Here is a 19,073-nt window from a genome sequence, read left to right as displayed (position 1 = left end):
TGCTTAAAAATCAGGGTTTCCCCTGATAAAAATCCGGGTAAACCATGAGTCGCCAAAAGCATATGGAAGGTAAGAAATACCTGGGATGGGTCCCGTAAGGATTAGGTTGGCGATTTTTCCAGATTCAATACTGCCAACTTCTTGGGCTATTTCAAGGTTGTGCGCAGCATTAATTGTCATTGCCTGAATTGCTTCTTCAGGTGTCATTCTCATTTTAATACAGGCCAGACTTAATACAAATGACATATTTGAAGATGGAGATGTGCCCGGATTAAAATCACTCGCTAAAATCACACCGAGTCCTTGGTCGATCATACGTCGCGCAGGTGGATACTCAAGATTCATAAAAAAGGCTGCAGCAGGTAATAAAACCGGATGCGTATTCGTATCTTTTAATTTTTGAATTTCGTCATCATTACAAACTTCTAGATGGTCTACACTGACTGCATGATGTTTTAAAGCAATATCGATGCCTCCACTATGGGTAAATTGGTTTGTATGAATTCTAGCTTTTAAACCATGTTTTGTCGCTGCTTCAAGAATCTTATCAGTTTCATCCGGACTGTAGAAATTTTGTTCACAAAAAACATCGCAATAATCTGCTAAGTTATGTTTTTCAATTTCAGGGAGCATTTCATGGATGATCTGCTGTATATAAGCTTGATGGTCTTCTCTGAATTCAAGAGGAAAAGAATGAGCCCCTAAAAAGGTTGCTTTTATAGGAATTGGAAAATGTTGTTTTAATCGTTGAATAACCCTTAATATTTTAAGTTCATTTTCAGTATTTAATCCATATCCACTTTTTATTTCAATGGCACCAGTGCCTTTTTTTATAGCGAGCGTTAATCGCTGCGCAGATCGGTCATATAATTCATCTTCAGACAAGGCAGCTAATTTTTTCGCAGAATTTAATATGCCACCTCCTTTAGATGAAATTTCCTGATAAGTCAAGCCATGAATTCGGTCTACAAATTCCTGATTTCTCCAATCAGCAAAAACTAAATGTGTATGACAGTCAACAAAAGCAGGTAAAATATATCCACCCTGAGCATCCATGATTTCCCCCTTCCAAGATGGAAGCTCATCCATAGAACCAAATGATTTTATTTTTTCATTTTCAATTTCTAAAAAAGCATGTTCTATTTGTGGAAGGTTTGATAACTCTTTACCTTTCTTAAAAGGCACAGAAGTATGAGAAGCAAGTATTAGTTTCCCTATATTTTTAATGAGAAGAGAGGAAGCGGTCATTTTATTTTCGAGTAATCAAAATTCTGAAACTATAGAAATCTTCATTATATAAATTGTAGCATGAGGTATTTATGGTATTGTTTAAAGTTTGCCTCCATCTTGTTTCACAACACCATGAAAATTATTTTTAAGTAGGTATTCAAGAAATACTTCAGCTTCATCATTGGATTCAAATTGTCCGATTCTAACTTTGAAGGTAGATTTATTGTCCTTTGTTTCTTCAGCAATTTTAATTTCTTGTTTGAAATGAGAAATTAAGTTGATCGCTAAATTTTCAGCATTTTCTTTATTTGAGAAAACACCTGCCTGAATATAAAAAGAATTTTCTGAATTGTTTGTGTTTAAAGACTTGCTATCTGGAACTGGAATTTCACTATTAAGATCGCGTTCTTGATTTTCAAAATCTTCAGCATCTAAAAGCGGTAAATCAAGGGTAATGAGCGCATCCATGGAATCATTTTTATTTTGAATTGCAGCTTGTTCTTTTGCAGTTTTTAATTCCAGATGACCTTCTACCCAAGCTATGAAACTTTCAGCATTGAAAGATTCTTCTTTGCGAGAAAGTATTTTGCCAGAAGCTCTCATCAGAATGGTGGTCGGTAAGACTTCAATTTTGTATTCTTCTTTTAATTTCTTTTGTTCATCAATATCGACTTTATATAGAACAGCATGTTGTTCTAAGAATTTTTTCACAGCACTATTTTCAAATACTGTTTTTTCCATATGCCGACAAGGCATACACCATTTTGCAGTAAATTCCAATATGATAATTTTGTTTTCAAGCACTGCTTTTTGTTTGGCAGCGTTTAATGATTTTTCAGATAGACAGGAATTTGCATTTACTGAAATAGCCTGAATAAAGAGACTGATGCAAAGAAGTAGACATTTAATGGAAGAATTCATGTTTTTGAGTTTATAAGTTTATAATTGAGAATTCTCTTAATTCAGAACAAAAAGCAGTCCAGTTTTTTAATTATAATTTATTTATATATATAAAACACAAAAAAACAGCATAATACAATTTAAAATAATTTTTAATATGATAAACGATTTTAGTATAAATCGCTTTGTAGCTGTATATTTGCAGGGTCAAACAAGCATTCATGCACAGACTACGAGCAGCGATTACAGGAATACAAGGCTATGTTCCGGATTATATTTTGACTAATGCCGAGTTGGAAAAAATGGTAGACACCAATGATGAGTGGATTACTTCCCGCACTGGTATCAAGGAAAGACATATTCTTAAAGAACCTGGTAAAGGAGCTTCTGACATGGGTAAAATCATGGTAGAAAGATTGCTGGAAAAAACTGGAACATCGCCGGATGAAATCGAATTATTGATTTGTTGTACGGTAACCGGTGATATGGTATTTCCCGATACTGCAAATACGATTTGTTATAAGGTAGGAATTAAGAATGCATTTGGTTTTGATATTAATGCAGCCTGCTCAGGATTTTTGTTTGGATTGACTACGGCATCAAAATTTATTGAAAGCGGAACCCATAAGAAAATTATTGTAGTCGGTTTAGATGTAATGTCTTCCATAATCGATTACACAGATCGTGCAACCTGTATTATTTTTGGTGATGGCGGAGGTGCTGTTTTACTGGAAGCTAATACAGAGGGTAATGGAGTCATGGATAGTGTTTTTCATGGAGATGGGAGTGGAAGAGAATTTTTGCATATGAAAGCTGGTGGATCTCTGAAGCCGCCTAGTTTAGAAACCATTGCAAATAAAGAACATTATGTTTATCAGGATGGAAAACCTGTATTTAAAGCGGCAATTATTGGGATGGTAGATACCATTCAAGAGGTATTAAAAAGAAATCAGTTGACACTTCAAGATGTGGATTGGTTGGTGCCTCATCAAGCCAATGTGCGGATAATTAATGGAGTCGCAGATATGCTGGAATTTGATAAGTCCAAAGTAATGGTAAATATTCAAAAATATGGAAATACCACCTCCGGTACCTTGCCATTATGTTTATGGGAATGGGAATCTAAACTCAAAAAAGGAGATACTATTTTATTAACTGCATTTGGAGGCGGTTTTACCTGGGGTACCACCTATCTTAAATGGGCATATTAAATTAAATTGATGAACACAAGGCTTACGGAATTACTGGCTATCGAACATCCGATTCTGATGGCTCCAATGTTTTTAGTTTCTAATGTAAGCATGACCATCGCCGCGGCTAAAGCAGGTATTGCCGGTTGTATTCCGGCATTAAATTATAGAACAGATTCCGAATTTCGTACAGCATTATCGGAGTTGAATAATGCACAAATATGTTATGGTATTAATTTGATTGTGAATCGATCTAATTATTATTTTCCAGCTCAATTAAAAGCATGTCTTGAATTTAAAGTGCCATTTATAATTACGTCCTTAGGAAATCCAAAAAGTGTAATACAGGCATTTCAAAATACAAATACAAAAGTCTTTTGTGATGTTTCCAATCTCGAATATGCAAGAAAAGCTGCTTCCTTTCATCCAGATGGTTTAATTGCGGTGACAAATGAAGCGGGTGGGCATTTAGGCCCTGTTTCACCAAACATTTTAGTTCCGGAATTAATTAAGGAATTCCCGAATTTAATTATTATTTCAGCTGGAGGCGTAGGAGACCGTAAAAGTTTAGATGAGAAATTAGGACTTGGTGCAGATGGCGTTTCTGTTGGTAGTATTTTTATTGCTTCTAAAGAATCAGCAGTTTGTCAAGAATATAAACAAGCATGCGTTGATTTTGGGGCAAAGGATATTGTTACAACTACCAAATTAAGTGGTATTCCTTGTACTGTAATCAATACGCCTTATGTGCAACAAATTGGCACCAAACAAAATTGGTTACAAGCCATACTCAATAAAAATAAAACATTAAAAAAATGGTTTAAAATGCTCACCTACAAACGAGGGATGGACATCTTATCGAAGGCTGCTTTTGATGCTACCTATCAAAATGTATGGTGTGCAGGCACAACGATTGAGTACGTGAAGGAGATAAAACCTGTTAAAGAAATCGTAGACCAACTTTTAGGAAATCATTAAAGAGGAAGTTTTTACATTCCTATACAATGAAATCCATCAAAACTTGCCCTGATTAGAGTTCTTCACTGCAAGCTTATTTTAGCGAGAATTCTAATGATTTGGATTTGTTATATCGAATCAACTTCTCGGATTTACAGTATTTTTAACATCCATAGAATCATATCTTTCAGAAGCTTTAATTTTTTTCTTGCCTTTCGTTTGGGATGCTAATTTTATCGCTTCATAAGCATTAATAATTCCTCCACTCACAGAAAGTTCAGAAAACTTTAACTCTTTTTTAGTGCCTGGTTGCGTCACCATAATTTCCTGTGGACTCACACTTTTTACCAATATTTTTTTAACTTGTTTCGCAGTGAGTTCTGGGTAATAAGAACGAATTAAGGCAGCGACTCCGGCTGCTATCGGACTCGCCATGGAGGTTCCTTGAAGATTCGCGTATTGATTGCCAGGAACCGTTGAATATATTTGTACGCCCGGTGAAAATAAATCAACATTTTTTTTGCCATAGTTTGAAAAGCTGGCAACCATGTTTGGTGCTTCTTCAAATGATAATGCACCAACTTCCAACCAGTTTGGAGCTTTATTACATCCAAGGAATTTTTTCTTTGAATATTTCTTATTTGGAAAATTGGTAATTTTATCGTTGTCTGTGGCGGAATTACCTGCAGCATGAACCAATAATACATCTTTTTCAGCCGCATATTTTACGGCGGCATCAATAGCTTCTTTATTTGGAGAATTCCCTTTACCAAAACTCATATTAATAATGGAAGCTCCATTATCCACTGCATAACGAATTGCATTAGCTACATCTTTATCGCGTTCATCGCCATCTGGAACACATCGCACAGACATAATCCGCACATGATCTGCAATCCCTTCCATACCAAGATTATTTCCTCGTTGCGCTGCAACCAAACCAGCTACATGGGTTCCATGTGTGGCATCCGGTCCTTGAACATCATTGTTGCCATAATATTTTTCATTAACGTCTGCATAATTATCACCTACGATATCTCTGGGATTGAAATCAGGATTAAAAGAATATTCCAATTCCTTTGTGTAATGTTTTTTGCCTTGTTCAAAATCTTTTAAAATAAAAGATTTTAATTCTTCAACATTTTTATAATTGCTATCATCCATTAATATTTGTTTAGCAATTGCAATGCCCATGGATAAATTTTTTGAATCTCCTTCATCAATATTATCTATATTTTCAATACTTAATGGGCGATCACCCATCGCAGTCGACAAAGCATCTATAGCAGAAATAACTAATTTTTCTGATTGGGCTATATTATTCAAATTCGTTTGAGCACTTTTTCTCCGACTTTCAACATCCGTTTTGAATTTAATGAATTCATCGTATTCCTTTTTTTGATCTCCTGTTAGTTGATCCCTGTTGGCATGTTCGTATTTATAACGCATTTGTGCATACAATCTGGTTATTTCATAGGTATCGGGACCGATGTTTCCGTTTTTTCCACCAATGAAATTCCAGCCATGAATATCATCTATATAACCATTATTGTCATCATCTTTTAAATTGCTCGGTATTTCTTTTGGGTTCACCCACATTATATTTTTTAAATCCTCATGCTCTGCATCTACACCTGAATCCAGAATCGCAACTACGATTGTTTTAGATTTTTTTCCGTTTAATAACTCAGAATATGCCTTTTCTGATCCAACTCCATGTAAACCATCTTTGGATTTATCCAACTGATGCCAATTTAGAGGCAAGGCATCTTGGGCGAAAGAACTTGAAATGAAAGCAACAAATACGACTAAAAAGACTCCTATTTTTGATTTTGTAGAAAGGGACATAATTAACAGTTTACAATGTTTTGTAATAAATAAATGGTTCAATATCAAGAGTTAAAATTAATAATTTGCCTAAAAGTTTCAAAATAATTGTATTTTTGCATGGCTATTAGTAAAAGTAATTAGAATGAGAATAACTACTTTTTTCATATTATTGTTTTACGCATGCCATGGTTTAACGCAAAATGTAGACTTTGGATTATGTATTGGAGGCTCGAATTACAGTGGTGATTTAACTGAAAATGCAAATGCAGCTTTAAAACAAACGCATCCAAGCTTTGGGCTTCATGGAAGAGTTGAAATTGACCCAATGTTAAGTCTGCAACTTCAATATATGTATCTTGAAGTAAGCGGTGATGATAAATTAGCGATCCGTGCAGGGAACCGAGCGCGTAATCTTAATTTTAATTCAAAAATTCAGGAGCTTAGCTTTTTAGGACAAATTCAAGTTCTAAATATATTTTCAGAAAAAGCTAAAAGAATCAGCCCTTACCTCCAATTTGGTGTATCCGGATTTCATTTTAATCCAACAACAGAATTCAAAGGTAATACAGTGGAGCTTCAACCTTTAGGTACGGAAGGTCAAGGAATGCCAAATTATGAGCCAAGATATAAACTTACTAATTTTGCACTTTGTTTCGGATTGGGCGTCCGCTATTTTATAAGTAGTAAGTATTCTATAGCCTTGGATGCATTCGCAAGACAAACAAATACGGATTATCTGGATGATGCTTCTACCAATTATGTTGCTTATGAATTATTGCAAAACAATAATGGCAAAATGGCTGCAGATTTAGGAAATAAAATACTTGCAAAAAGCGGCACCAAACGTGCAAACCCTATTGATAAAGATTGGTATCAATCTTTATCAATCGTTATTTCTTACCATATTGGAAAAAAGTATCACTATCGCAATCCAAGTCTTCGCAAGAATCAAATTCTTTGTCCATTTTTTTAAATGGATGCACATCCTTTAGATCCGGAAGTAGTATTGCAGAAGTACTGGGGGTATTCTGAATTTCGAAATTTGCAAAAAGATATTATTCATTCTATATTGGAAGGAAGAGATACCATTGCCTTATTACCAACAGGTGGTGGGAAATCTATTTGTTACCAGGTCCCAGCACTTTGTTTGCCAGGTGTGTGTTTAGTAATCTCCCCATTAATTGCATTAATGCAAGATCAGGTATCCCGATTAAAAAATATAGGAATTGAGGCTGCGCATATTCATTCTGGGATGAAACGAAGAGACATTGAAACCGTATTTTTAAATGCAAAATATGGAAGCCTTAAATTATTATACATATCCCCGGAAAGACTAGAATCAAAAGAATCCAAGGATAACTTGGCATCCACGAATATCAGTTTTGTTGCTATCGATGAAGCGCATTGCATTGCACAATGGGGACATGATTTCAGACCTTCTTATTTGAAAATTGGGCAGCTAAGAGAATTCCTGAAAGTTCCATTTTTAGCTTTGACTGCAACAGCTACACCCTATGCAAAGCAAGAAATTGTTACACATCTTAAAATGCAAAATTGTGTATTCTTTGAAATGAGCTTCAAGCGGGATAATCTCTCCATTATAGTGAACGAAGACGAGCAAAAATTAGATAGTTTAGTTCATATACTAAAGAATCAAAAGGAGAGTGCTATAGTATATACTCGAAATCGAAGGCAGACTGTAGAGTTTGCAAAGTATCTCCAACTAAATAAGTTATCAGCTACATTTTATCACGCAGGTTTAGAGTCTCAAATACGATTTAAAACACAAGAAAAATGGCTTGCAAATGATACTAAAATTATAGTTGCCACAAATGCATTTGGAATGGGAATTGATAAGCCAGATGTTCGGGTAGTCATACACATGGATTTGCCGCAAGGAATTGAGGAATATTATCAAGAAGCAGGTAGAGCTGGAAGGGACCAAAAAAAATCATATGCAATTCTCTTGTATACACAGCAAGATATCGGTCGTTTGCAAAGTCAGTGGGATGATTTATTCCCACAAATTGAAGAGATTAAAACATGTTATAAATATCTGGGAATTTATTTTGACATTGCCGTCGGATCCGAAATGTTGGAGGCAAAGGAATTTGATATGATAGCGTTCTGTCAGAAATTCAGGCTGTCACCAGCGAGAATATTAAGTGCATTAAAAATCCTGGAACAAAGTGCTTATATAATTTTAACAGATTCCATTTTTGTAAGTTCAAGACTGCACATCACATGCTCCACAACAGTATTAAGCGGATATTTGAATCAGGATCCTGTAATTGACCAAATCATGCAATCCGTATTGAGAATGTATGAAGGCATTTTTTCTGCTCCGGTTTCTATTCAGGAAACTACAATATCAAAATTGTGCAATAAAGAGGTCGAAACGGTGATTTCTATACTGAACTATTTGCATAAAGAAGAAGTTTTGATTTACCAGGAATCAAAGAGTAAGCCACAAATTATATTTACAAATATTCGATTAAAAAGTAATGAAGTGGTTATTGACAAACCATGGTATGAGAAACGAAAAAATATTCTTAAGGAAAGGGTACAACAATTGATTCGTTTTATTGAAACAAAAAAATGTCGTCAGGCATTTATAAGTACTTATTTTGGACAAGATGATGATAGTGCTTGTGGTATATGTGATAATTGTTTGAGACTCAATTTGGGTAAAATAGATTCAAATACAAAATTATTATATCGAAAAAAAATCAAACTTGCTTTAAGCTCTGGAAATTTCCTATTTTACAGGGATTTATTAAAATTGTTTCCTTTTAACAAACGATTTTGGGTCGAAGAATTAATCCAGGAAATGTTGGCTGAAAATGAACTTATTCGGAATCAAGAACAAATTTATATTAATAGAGAAAAATAATAGTTTTGAAGCGAATTGTTATAACGGTGACTACAGATATTAGTTATGATCAGCGAGTGCAAAAAATTGCACAGAGCCTGCATGATTTTGGGTATCAAGTACAAGTAATTGGACGGAAAAAAGCGAATTCAAAAGGGATTGATTCCGAGTTTAAAACCAGACTAATTAATTGTTTTTTTTCTAGGTCCATTTTATTTTATGCAGAGTATAATGTGCGTTTATTTTTTATCCTGTTATTTTCTCGACTCGATGTAATTTGTTCTTGTGATTTGGATACTTTATTGGCAGGTGGATTCGTTTCAAAACTCAGAAATAAAAAATTAGTATTTGATGCTCATGAATATTTTGAAGAGTCCATAGAAATAATTGGTAATAAGAAGGTTCAGAAAACATGGGAAATGATTGCACGTATATGCATTCCTTGGACTCAGGATCGATATACGGTTTCTGAAAGTTTAGCAAAAATATTTAAACAAAAATATAGTTTTGATTTTGAACTCATTAGAAACCTGCCTATATTATTACAAATAGAGAATCCTATAACCAGAGATAAAATTATTTGGTACCAGGGCGCAGTAAATGAAGGAAGAGGTTTAGATCAAGTGATTGACTGGATGCAAAATTTAGATTCTTATGCACTTCATATTGCTGGTGATGGAGATATGGTAGATCAGTTAAAGGAGAAAACCAGAGCACTTCATTTAGAAAATCGGGTCATATTTTATGGGCGATTAGATTACCAACAATTAGTGGATAATGCGCGTTCGGCTTTTGTAGGTTTGGATTTGTTGGAGTCAAAAAGCCCCAGTTATTATTATTCATTAAGCAATAAGACATTTGATTATATGCATTCTGGATTGCCATCGATTCAAATGAATTTTCCAGAATATTTAAAAATTCAAGAAGAATTCCGCACTGGAATTTTGTTAAAAAAATTGGATAAGCAGAATTTTTTGAATGCAATCCAACAACTTGAAGATGAAAATTTTTATAATCAATGTGTTTTAGAATGTAAGCGTGCAGCGATTATTTATAACTGGGATCTGGAAGCAATTAAATTAAAGGAAATTTATAGTAAGCTTTGCAGTTAAGTAGTGTTATAGTGACTAATTATGTCTCTTGGTTTTTATTTTAAAGGGGTCAGGTGAAAAAGCTGCTTAATTTATTATTTTGGAGTAATTTATATACATTAACAGGAGGGCAAACTTTACAAGGGTTCATACCAGCAAGTTTTGAGATTTGGTATACCAATTTCAGATTCTTCTGATATGACCTTGCCATTGATCTTGAACATATATTTTTAATTTAGTAATTATGTATCAAACGAGTTTATTGGCTGCAAAATCAATTTAGAGAAATTATTAAACACAAAATTTTATACATAGTCGAAGGTTTAAAGTACGCACAAGAACAATTTTAATAAATCAGAATTAATAAATTGAATTGAAAAGAATTTAATCAAACAATGGTTTTATTTTCTTGATTTACTGTTTAATAGAGCCTTTATTATTCAAACAAATAGTTATATTTCTAATATATCCTTAGATTTACACCTTCAAATAAGTAACATTGGAACGGAATCGGGGATTTATATTACATGTCTTAAGTTATTCTTGGGTCTTATTCCTGATTGGTTTTGGCTTGTTAGCTTGGTTTCATGGCTTGGGATTAGATAGAAAGCTTAAAGAAAATACGGCTTTAGCGATTGAATTGAAACCAAACCTTTCCAATGAAGCTATGCTGAAATTCCAGAAATGGTTAACGGATCAAGCAGAACTTATTCCGGGTTCTTTGCAACACATTACTCAAGGGGATTACGCAAGCCTATTAGCGAATGAATTGGTAGGAGATAGTCTGGATCTTTCATTGAATAAACTGCTTCCTGAAATATTTATTTTTAAATTGAAGCAAGATTTTTTATCAAAAGATCGTTTAAAAGTTTTTGAAGAAAAGGTGTATTCACAAAATACTGTGCAAAATTTTAGTTTTCAAAATGAATTGACGAGTGATTTGAGTAAATCTGTTGAGCGTATTCGTATAGGATTCCTTGCAATGACCTTATTATTTGTCCTTGTTGGATTTTTAATTAGCGATTACCTGGCTCAGGTTTTTGTCGATTCCAGGACTGCCATTATTAAAAACTGGAATGAATTGGGAGCTACAGAAGAGAAAATTTTAGCACCCTATCTGAAACGGGTGATTTATTTAGCTTTAGCGAGTGCTTGCTTGAGTGTATGTATGCTTGGCCTTATCGTATTGTTGAGCTATTATTTGGTACCTTGGACTGCATCCTGGTTGGAAACAAAAAAATTTTTGTGGGTAATGTGCATTTTATTGATTTTAGGGCCAACTTTGCAGTACGTTTTAGTTAAACGAAAAATACAATTATTGATAAACTAGTTTTTATGAGTGAATCAAAGCAAAAAAAATCGAAAACATTTGCAGCTCCTGTGAATTTACAAGAAAGGACTGTATCTGAAAAGACAAAAGGCCCAAAAGTTATCTACGAAATGACGTATGGCAAACCACAGTTTAAATGGATGTTGATTGGAATCGGATTTATTGCACTTGGTATGATCTTAATGTCTGGAGGTTGGATGCCAAATCCAGATGTTTGGGACGAAAGTATCATTTATAGTCCTCGTCGGCTGGTCTTAGCTCCAATAAGTATCACTATAGGCTTGGCCTTACAAATTTATGCGATTTTTAAATTTGATTAATGCAATACCTTCTTTGGTATCATATAATCGTTGGCGTATTATACTCTATAAGCTTTCTATATACTCATTCGCTTGATTTTAACAGCTTTAAATTTAGACCAAATTGATTTTTGGGAAGGTTCTGTTTTATTAGTGGACAAGCCCTATGGTTATACTTCCTTTAATGTTGTATACGAAATAAAAAAGGCCATCTGTCGGGAAAGCCGACGGAAGCTTAAAATTGGCCATGCAGGTACATTAGACCCATTGGCAACCGGATTGCTAATTTTGTGTACAGGTAAACTCACAAAAGAAATTGATCAATACCAGGCGAAAATTAAAAAATATACGGGTGCTTTGACACTAGGGGCTACCCGTCCAACATTCGACAAAGAATCAGAAATAGATCAGAATTATGAGGTTTCTCATATTCAAAAAGAGGATATGGAGAACGTTAGACTTAGTTTTTTAGGAGAACAAATGATGACTCCTCCAATCCATTCTGCAGTTAAAGTTGGAGGCAAAAGGGCTTATGAGTTAGCCCGTCAAGGCAAGGAACCAATTTTAAATCCTAAAGCAATCATCATTGAAGACTTTCAAATTGACTGTCAGCATTTTCCTGAAATTCATTTTGAAGTTACTTGTAGTAAAGGAACCTATATTAGGTCATTGGCTTCCGAATTTGGTAAAAGGCTAAATAGTGGTGCTTATCTTTCTTTTCTAAGAAGGGAGGCAATCGGAGAATATTCAGTACAGGATGCCTGGAATTTGCAAGAGCTTAAAAAATTTCTTAACCATTCGAGAGAACGTTAATTGCGCTCAATCGTTATAACTTTGTTTATTTATAAAAATTATGTCCATCGAAGTCCGGCAACTAAGTAAAGTTTATGGAGAACAGAATGCAGTAGATAATATAAGTTTTACTGCCCGGAAAGGTGAAATTCTAGGATTTTTAGGACCCAATGGAGCTGGGAAAACAACCACTATGAAAATGATTTGTGGGTATTTACCTCCAACACATGGGACTATCAATGTATGTGGACTTAATGTCATAGACAACCCAAGAGAAGCAAAACGCATGTTAGGTTATTTGCCGGAACATAATCCTTTATATAAAGATATGTTTGTGCGAGAATATCTCCGGTTTTTTGCCGATTTATTGAAACTTAAGAATGCGGCTTCAAGAGTAGATGAATTAATTGAAATGACTGGGTTGACAAAGGAGCAAAATAAACTTATAGGATCTTTATCAAAAGGTTACCGACAACGGGTCGGTTTAAGTCAGGCACTTATACAGGATCCTGAAGTTTTAGTGTTGGATGAACCAACAAGTGGATTAGATCCAAATCAATTAGTTGAAATCCGGCAACTAATAAAATCAATAGGATCCCAAAAAACCCTGGTTTTTTCTACCCATATTATGCAAGAAGTTCAAGCACTTTGCGATCGGGTTTTGATTATAAATAAAGGCAAGCTTATTGCAGATGATACGATTCAATCTTTAATGAAGCAAGTTTCCAATAAACGAATAATTAGCGTTGAATTTTCAAATGCAATTCAAATTAAAGATCTTCAAAATATTCAATTTGTAGAAGAAGTAAAAGCCTTAGGTGGGGGGAAATATCATTTAATTTCAGCTCCAGACAAGGATATCAGAGAAGGCTTATTTAAGTTGTCATCACAAAATTCATGGACTATTAAAGAATTGAAAGAAGAAAAATCAAGTGTGGAAGAAGTATTTAATGTGTTAACAAAAAATGCAGATTGATGTGGACCATACTTAAAAAGGAAGTGAGTAGTTTTTTTAGCAGCCTGATTGGGTATGTGGTAATAGGATTATTTGTGTTGATTCTGGGTTTAATTATGTGGGTTTTTCCAGATTTTAGTATTTTGTATTATAATTATGCGAGTCTGGACCAACTTTTTTCACTGGCACCATTAATTTTTATTTTTCTGATTCCTGCTATTACCATGCGCTCTTTTTCAGAAGAACTTCAAAATGGTACACTGGAAATATTATTGACAAAGCCCATCCATGAATTTGAAATTGTATTAGGCAAATATTTAGCATGTTTAAGTTTAGTTGGAATCGCGCTATGTCCTACCTTATTATATTTTTATTCGGTTTATCAATTGGGCTCTCCAGCTGGAAATATTGATACAGGCGCTGTATTAGGATCTTATATAGGATTGGTTTTTCTCGCAGCTGGATTTACTGCAATCGGAATCTTTTGTTCATCTTTATTTAAGAATCAGATAGTATCATTTTTGTTTTCAACTGCATTAGCATATATTTTTTATTTTGGATTTTATTTTATATCAAAATTGCCAGTTTTTTTTGGCAAAACAGATGATATCATTCAGCAATTTGGAATGGATTATCACTTTAATTCAATTAGTAAGGGTTTAATTGATACGTCAGATATCATTTATTTTTTATCGATCGTCCTTGTATTTAATTACCTAACCGTGGAATCTTTAAAAAGAAGAAATTTCTAATGATAAAAAAATTACTTTCTTTGGAAACGCCCGTAAGGATTCTATTGATAATAGGAATTGCAATTCTTTTGAATATAGTTTTTTCATATTTGAATTTTGCGATAGATCTCAGTGAAGATAAAAAATTTACATTAACGCAAGCAACTTTAAATACGGTTCGAAATGTTCCGGATGTAATTTATGTTCGTGTTTTATTAGATGGAGAATTTCCTTCCGGATTTAAAAGATTGCAACAAAGTACCAGAGATTTGTTGGACCAGTTTAAATCCTATAATGGATACATAGAATATAGTTTTGAAAATCCATCGGATGGCACCATTGAAGAAATTAATAGTCGCAGGGAAAGTTTGTCAAAAGAAGGTTTGGTGCCGGTTAATTTAAAGGTGCGGTCTGGTGCAGAAAATAATGAACAATTAATTTATCCTTATGCTATATTTAATTATGGGGAACGCAAAATTGCGGTAAATCTGTTAGAAAATCTTCCAGATTTGGATCAGGAGGAGAACTTGAATAACAGTATCTCCCAATTGGAATATAAATTTTCAAATGCTTTGGATAAATTGCAAAGCAGTGAAAAGAAAAGCATATTAATTACAAGCTCAAATGGAGAATTATCCATCGAACAGACAAAGGCTATTGAGGTTTTGCTAAGACCTTTTTATAATGTGAGTAGAATTAAATTAGATAGTGTTTACCAAATTAAAAGCGAAGTTAGTGTCGTAATTATTCCAAAGCCATTAAAACCATTTTCTGAAAGATCTAAGTTTATTTTGGACCAATATATAATGAATGGAGGTAAGATCTTATGGTTCGTTGATGCTTTGCAAATTAGCTTAGATAGTTTAATGAACCGCAATGAAATTATTCCAGAACCTTTAGATTTGAATTTATCAGATTTGTTTTTTAAATATGGAGTTCGTATTCAGGCGAATATGGTGTTGGACATGGAATGTTCCAGGATCCCACAAGTAGTAGGTAAAATTGGGGATAAACCTCAAATTGAATTGTTTCCGTGGTATTATTATCCAATACCTGCCTCTAAATCGAATCACCCAGTTGTAAATAATATTGATAGAATTTTATTGGATTTTCCAGCTAGTATTGACACCCTTAAAACGAAGCAAACGGTTTCAAAAATTCCATTAATCGTATCCTCCAGTTATAGTCGATTTCAATTGGCACCAGCAAAAGTGGGTTTTGAAATTTTGAGATACAAACCAGATCCTACAAAATTTAATAAACCTAATTTAATTATGGGAATATTATTAGAAGGAAACTTCAATTCCTGTTTTGAAAATAGAGTAGATGAGGGAATGCATGAAACTTTAAAATCTATCAAAATGGAATTTAAAGAAAGTAGTCCATTTACAAAAATGATTGTTGTCGCAGATGGTGATATGATAAAAAATTATTTTGATGAGAATACTCAAAAATTTTCAGCATTAGGCTATAGTAAGTTTGAGAAAACTACATACAATGGGAATAAGGAATTTTTTCTAAATGCTATTGAATACTTAACGAATAAAGAAAATATCCTGGAGGCACGTTCTAAACAATATAAAATTCGATTATTGGATCAAGTTAAGATTGAAAAGGAAAAGACATTTTGGCAAATTCTAAATGTAGGTTTACCACTGATTAGTTTGTTAATATTCGGAATTGGGAATGCATTCTGGCGAAAAAAACGTTATACCAAAAATTAATAGATGAAGAAATTTTCAATCTGGTGGTTGCTGTTGCTTTTTATTGCTTTAGGTGGAACTTCTTGGTATTTGATACGGAATCGATCCGATAAGACGAGTATAATTATGGCAGATCGGGATTTTGCTGTAAAGAAAATCAAGGATATTTATAAAATATTTCTTGCAGATCGAAGCAATGAACCCATTACCTTAGAGAAAAGGGAAGATGGATGGTATGTAAATAACAAATATAAAGCCAACCCAAATTCAATTAAGAATTTGCTTGAAACAATTCGCGATATACGGATGCAATCCATTCCTTCAAAAGGACATGTAAAAGGGATTATGGAAGGACTCGCAGTTTATGGTATTAAAGTGGAAATCTACGGAGCAGAGGATGAGCTTTTAAAGACATATTATGTTGGAGGACCTACCCAAACAGAATACGGTACTTATTTTTATATGGAACATGGGGCACAACCGTATGCAATGGAAATTCCACATTTTGTAGGAAATGTAAGGGAGCGATATGATTTAAGTTTTAATGATTGGAGGGATCGCAGTGTTTTGGATTTGGAAGTTGCTACCATAGAAGAAGTATCTGTAGAGTATCCAAATCAATCAGACGCCTCCTTTGTTTTAAGAAAGACAGAAAATCAATATTCACTTTTTGATTTTGCTGATCAAAATACAAAGTTGCTAGCTCCAGGAAAGCAATTCGTAAAAAACTATTTAGAAAATTTTAAAGGGATAGGTGCGGAGGCTATTCAAAATGAAAATCCGAACAAAGCGGAATATTCATCTTTGCAACCCTTTTGTGTACTCAGCATAAAAACCATTGGGCAAAAGGAACCCCTAAGTCTAAAATTCATCCCAATCGAAACGGATAGTTTAGGTATAGCAGTTAAGGATGTCCAAAACAGCCAACTAAAACGAGGATCGTTTTTTAGAATGCATGTTGTGCGAAGTGATGGGGATTTCTTGCTTGTCCAGTATCCAAATGTCGAAGTTTTGTTCAAAACAAAGCAGGATTTTATGAAGTAGTTGTTTGTTTTCGATTTGATTTGAAATTATTTTGTTAAATATTTGACTTTTTAAATCTATTATTTAGCTTTGTCAAAAGAAATCTTCAAGAAACACTATGAGATCTGTGGAGCTTTCTAAAATTTTATTTATTATTTGCATTATTTAAAATCGTTTTTAGATTTTTTATAGAGCCTGTATTTTAATGTAACACTCCAATGCTAAAAATTAGTGCTGTAATTTTTTGTTGTATGATGCTTATACCTGTCAAACCATTGCCTAGAGCACTTGATGATTGGGGCTTTTATGCTCATAAATTAATCAATCGAATGGCTGTTTTTACCCTGCCAGAAGATTTGATTGAATTTTATAAATCAAATCTGGATTATATCACTTCACATGCTATTGACCCGGATAAGAGAAGATATGCAGTAAAAGGTGAAGCAGTGCGGCATTATATTGATTTAGATCATTGGAACGTAGATTCAAGCTCCGTTTTGAATAAAGATTTTGCAATCAGCTTAATAAAAAATAGCCATTTCTATTATGTTTATGAAGGCATAAAGTGCCTCGTATTTGATACTTCGAAAGCAATGAATGATACCTTGTATTATACACAAAATATCAAAAATATTAAATTAATCTTTACTACTGGGGTACATATCCATGATTTTCGAAAAGGCTTTTTATTTGCTACCTTACCTTACTACGATACGGAGCATTGGAATGTTCCGCTTGATTCGTTTCATAATTTATTTCTAGCGGACTCAAAGGAAGAATTTATAGAAATCGAAGATCGTTTTACGGCGCATGGCATTTTACCATATCACTTAGAATCCAGTTATCATCAATTAGTAAACGCATTTGAATCAAAAAATGTTAACCGTATTTTGCGATTATCAGCCGACATCGGGCATTATATGGGAGACGCACATGTCCCCTTGCATACTACAAAAAATTACAATGGACAATTGACAAACCAGGTTGGCATTCATGCATTTTGGGAGAGTAGAATTCCTGAATTATTTGCAGAATCTGAATTTGATTTCGTCATAGGAAGAGCTCAGTATTTTTCAGATATTAAATCTTTTATTTGGCAAATTATTCACGACAGTCATTCAGGAGTTTTTAAAGTTTTAAATATTGAGAAAACCTTAAGTAAACAAATACCAGCAGATAAGCAATATTGTTATGATGAACGCTTAGGAGTTATTAGTAAAATTCAATGCAAGGACTACGCATATCTATATCATAAAGAGCTAGATCAACAAGTTGAAACCCGAATGCGTGATTGTATATTAAATCTTGGCTCCTTGTGGATGTCGGCTTGGGTAGAAGCCGGACAACCAGATTTGTCTGTTGTCAATTTAAACCGACAAGAACAAGAATTAATTAAAGAAGATAGCACGCTTCATAAGCCCAAGCGTGAGGTGATTGTAAGGGAACATGAATAAGAGTATTGTGAATTTAATTCACTGATTTCATTTTCAGATTATGGACAAGCAGTAATCAAATCAATGGAGAAACTTGGTGGTCTTCTTGCACCGGAAGGTAAAGTGGTTCCACTTTCAATACATTGTTCATTTGGATTTAAAGCTGCCCGAAACCAATAATTACCTCGAAATGGAGACATTCCAGTATATCTTAATAAATGATTTATTCCTGGGTTTATGGGTACAGAGATCTCGTCATAAACAAAAGTTCCAGGTCTGTCAACGTTAATTATAATTTCTGTAAGACGGGAATTGATCGGTATAACAGAAGGTTCATCATGAATACGGGAAGGTGTAAATTCCCAAGCTTCAAATCGATTTCCAAAACAAAAAGGATTTAACATTCCATGTAAAGGTTCAATCGGTCCGGCTCTTCTTACTTGCCTTGTTGCAACGGAAGTTCCTTTACTGTTTTCTGCAAATATGCTGATGGTTGCATTATCGCAAATAGTAAATCTCGCGATCTGCTGGCCAGCTTCACCTACAGCCATTTCAATACCAGCAGGAGAGGCGATTCCGGGGGTAATTTCAACCCAGGACCTATCTGCATTTTTTAATTGATATCTTACGTCACCGGGTTGGCAGCTACAGATAAAATCAGGACTGAAAAGAATATTATAGATTTCTGGTTTGCAAGAAATAAAAGCTAATATTAAAATCAAACTAATATATTTCAT

At 33.9% G+C, this 19,073-nt stretch carries 17 protein-coding genes; 13 read left to right on the top strand and 4 right to left on the bottom strand.

Translation table 11 applies throughout. The features are described 5' to 3' along the window. Nucleotides 1–3: 3 nt before the first annotated feature. The gene (locus IPO86_13730) at nucleotides 4–1,248 is read right to left on the bottom strand and encodes an imidazolonepropionase (GenBank protein MBK9729166.1); all 1,245 of its coding nucleotides are present in this window, start codon (nucleotides 1,246–1,248) and stop codon (nucleotides 4–6) included. Between the two features lie 81 nt (nucleotides 1,249–1,329). Next, nucleotides 1,330–2,151, bottom strand: a complete 822-nt coding sequence (locus IPO86_13725; protein MBK9729165.1) for a thioredoxin family protein — start codon at nucleotides 2,149–2,151, stop codon at nucleotides 1,330–1,332. A 200-nt stretch (nucleotides 2,152–2,351) separates the two neighbouring features. Here IPO86_13725 and IPO86_13720 point away from each other — a divergent pair, with 200 nt between their 5' ends. Both IPO86_13720 and IPO86_13715 read left to right on the top strand, forming a co-directional pair. Beyond that, nucleotides 2,352–3,341, top strand: coding sequence for a ketoacyl-ACP synthase III (locus tag IPO86_13720; GenBank protein MBK9729164.1), 990 nt, complete (start codon nucleotides 2,352–2,354; stop codon nucleotides 3,339–3,341). Between the two features lie 9 nt (nucleotides 3,342–3,350). Continuing rightward, on the top strand, nucleotides 3,351–4,298 hold the full coding sequence (locus IPO86_13715) for a nitronate monooxygenase (GenBank protein ID MBK9729163.1): 948 nt from the start codon (nucleotides 3,351–3,353) through the stop codon (nucleotides 4,296–4,298). A 117-nt stretch (nucleotides 4,299–4,415) separates the two neighbouring features. Here IPO86_13715 and IPO86_13710 read toward each other — a convergent pair whose 3' ends face one another. After that, on the bottom strand, nucleotides 4,416–6,125 hold the full coding sequence (locus tag IPO86_13710) for a S8 family peptidase (GenBank protein MBK9729162.1): 1,710 nt from the start codon (nucleotides 6,123–6,125) through the stop codon (nucleotides 4,416–4,418). Nucleotides 6,126–6,249: 124 nt separating this feature from the next. Between IPO86_13710 and IPO86_13705 the strand changes: the two genes are divergently transcribed. The 11 genes from IPO86_13705 to IPO86_13655 all read left to right on the top strand — a co-directional run bounded on the left by IPO86_13705 (nucleotide 6,250) and on the right by IPO86_13655 (nucleotide 18,357). After that, on the top strand, nucleotides 6,250–7,080 hold the full coding sequence (locus tag IPO86_13705; protein ID MBK9729161.1) for an outer membrane beta-barrel protein: 831 nt from the start codon (nucleotides 6,250–6,252) through the stop codon (nucleotides 7,078–7,080). Continuing rightward, nucleotides 7,081–9,000, top strand: a complete 1,920-nt coding sequence (locus IPO86_13700) for a RecQ family ATP-dependent DNA helicase (GenBank protein MBK9729160.1) — start codon at nucleotides 7,081–7,083, stop codon at nucleotides 8,998–9,000. Nucleotides 9,001–9,005: 5 nt separating this feature from the next. Then, nucleotides 9,006–10,091 (top strand): glycosyltransferase, encoded by a 1,086-nt coding sequence (locus IPO86_13695; GenBank protein MBK9729159.1) that lies wholly within the window; start codon nucleotides 9,006–9,008, stop codon nucleotides 10,089–10,091. Nucleotides 10,092–10,569: 478 nt separating this feature from the next. After that, on the top strand, nucleotides 10,570–11,400 hold the full coding sequence (locus IPO86_13690) for a hypothetical protein (GenBank protein ID MBK9729158.1): 831 nt from the start codon (nucleotides 10,570–10,572) through the stop codon (nucleotides 11,398–11,400). 110 nt (nucleotides 11,401–11,510) lie between these two features. After that, entirely contained in the window at nucleotides 11,511–11,720 is a 210-nt protein-coding gene (locus IPO86_13685) for a DUF3098 domain-containing protein (GenBank protein ID MBK9729157.1), read from the top strand. A 102-nt stretch (nucleotides 11,721–11,822) separates the two neighbouring features. Next, nucleotides 11,823–12,512 (top strand): tRNA pseudouridine(55) synthase TruB, encoded by a 690-nt coding sequence (truB, locus tag IPO86_13680; protein ID MBK9729156.1) that lies wholly within the window; start codon nucleotides 11,823–11,825, stop codon nucleotides 12,510–12,512. Nucleotides 12,513–12,552: 40 nt separating this feature from the next. Beyond that, nucleotides 12,553–13,467 (top strand): gliding motility-associated ABC transporter ATP-binding subunit GldA, encoded by a 915-nt coding sequence (gene gldA / locus IPO86_13675; protein MBK9729155.1) that lies wholly within the window; start codon nucleotides 12,553–12,555, stop codon nucleotides 13,465–13,467. Further along, complete coding sequence (gene gldF / locus IPO86_13670) at nucleotides 13,467–14,198, top strand: gliding motility-associated ABC transporter permease subunit GldF (GenBank protein MBK9729154.1); 732 nt, start codon at nucleotides 13,467–13,469, stop codon at nucleotides 14,196–14,198. Before gldA ends, gldF begins: the two co-directional genes overlap by 1 nt. Next, complete coding sequence (gene gldG / locus IPO86_13665) at nucleotides 14,198–15,901, top strand: gliding motility-associated ABC transporter substrate-binding protein GldG (GenBank protein ID MBK9729153.1); 1,704 nt, start codon at nucleotides 14,198–14,200, stop codon at nucleotides 15,899–15,901. Before gldF ends, gldG begins: the two co-directional genes overlap by 1 nt. 3 nt (nucleotides 15,902–15,904) lie before the next feature. Then, nucleotides 15,905–16,924 carry a DUF4340 domain-containing protein gene (locus tag IPO86_13660; protein ID MBK9729152.1) on the top strand — a complete coding sequence of 340 codons (1,020 nt, stop codon included), beginning with the start codon at nucleotides 15,905–15,907 and terminating at the stop codon, nucleotides 16,922–16,924. A 230-nt stretch (nucleotides 16,925–17,154) separates the two neighbouring features. Beyond that, complete coding sequence (locus tag IPO86_13655) at nucleotides 17,155–18,357, top strand: hypothetical protein (GenBank protein ID MBK9729151.1); 1,203 nt, start codon at nucleotides 17,155–17,157, stop codon at nucleotides 18,355–18,357. A gap of 38 nt (nucleotides 18,358–18,395) precedes the next feature. On the opposite strand, the gene IPO86_13650 is transcribed toward IPO86_13655, so the two are convergent. After that, nucleotides 18,396–19,073, bottom strand: coding sequence for a hypothetical protein (locus IPO86_13650; protein ID MBK9729150.1), 678 nt, complete (start codon nucleotides 19,071–19,073; stop codon nucleotides 18,396–18,398).

This window comes from Saprospiraceae bacterium (genome assembly GCA_016717265.1).
Lineage (GTDB): Bacteria > Bacteroidota > Bacteroidia > Chitinophagales > Saprospiraceae > Vicinibacter.
This window is presented reverse-complemented; position numbering and strand designations above follow the sequence as displayed.

What these genes read in the sequence shown, in the direction of transcription:
- IPO86_13700 (MBK9729160.1), top strand. Translation starts at nt 7,081, where the DNA reads ATGGATGCACATCCTTTAGATCCGGAAGTAGTATTGCAGAAGTACTGG.
- IPO86_13710 (MBK9729162.1), bottom strand. Translation starts at nt 6,125, where the DNA reads ATGTCCCTTTCTACAAAATCAAAAATAGGAGTCTTTTTAGTCGTATTT.
- IPO86_13715 (MBK9729163.1), top strand. Translation starts at nt 3,351, where the DNA reads ATGAACACAAGGCTTACGGAATTACTGGCTATCGAACATCCGATTCTG.
- IPO86_13650 (MBK9729150.1), bottom strand. Translation starts at nt 19,073, where the DNA reads ATGAAATATATTAGTTTGATTTTAATATTAGCTTTTATTTCTTGCAAA.
- IPO86_13660 (MBK9729152.1), top strand. Translation starts at nt 15,905, where the DNA reads ATGAAGAAATTTTCAATCTGGTGGTTGCTGTTGCTTTTTATTGCTTTA.
- IPO86_13720 (MBK9729164.1), top strand. Translation starts at nt 2,352, where the DNA reads ATGCACAGACTACGAGCAGCGATTACAGGAATACAAGGCTATGTTCCG.
- gldF (MBK9729154.1), top strand. Translation starts at nt 13,467, where the DNA reads ATGTGGACCATACTTAAAAAGGAAGTGAGTAGTTTTTTTAGCAGCCTG.
- gldG (MBK9729153.1), top strand. Translation starts at nt 14,198, where the DNA reads ATGATAAAAAAATTACTTTCTTTGGAAACGCCCGTAAGGATTCTATTG.
- IPO86_13730 (MBK9729166.1), bottom strand. Translation starts at nt 1,248, where the DNA reads ATGACCGCTTCCTCTCTTCTCATTAAAAATATAGGGAAACTAATACTT.
- IPO86_13685 (MBK9729157.1), top strand. Translation starts at nt 11,511, where the DNA reads ATGACGTATGGCAAACCACAGTTTAAATGGATGTTGATTGGAATCGGA.
- IPO86_13725 (MBK9729165.1), bottom strand. Translation starts at nt 2,151, where the DNA reads ATGAATTCTTCCATTAAATGTCTACTTCTTTGCATCAGTCTCTTTATT.
- gldA (MBK9729155.1), top strand. Translation starts at nt 12,553, where the DNA reads ATGTCCATCGAAGTCCGGCAACTAAGTAAAGTTTATGGAGAACAGAAT.
- IPO86_13705 (MBK9729161.1), top strand. Translation starts at nt 6,250, where the DNA reads ATGAGAATAACTACTTTTTTCATATTATTGTTTTACGCATGCCATGGT.
- IPO86_13655 (MBK9729151.1), top strand. Translation starts at nt 17,155, where the DNA reads ATGATGCTTATACCTGTCAAACCATTGCCTAGAGCACTTGATGATTGG.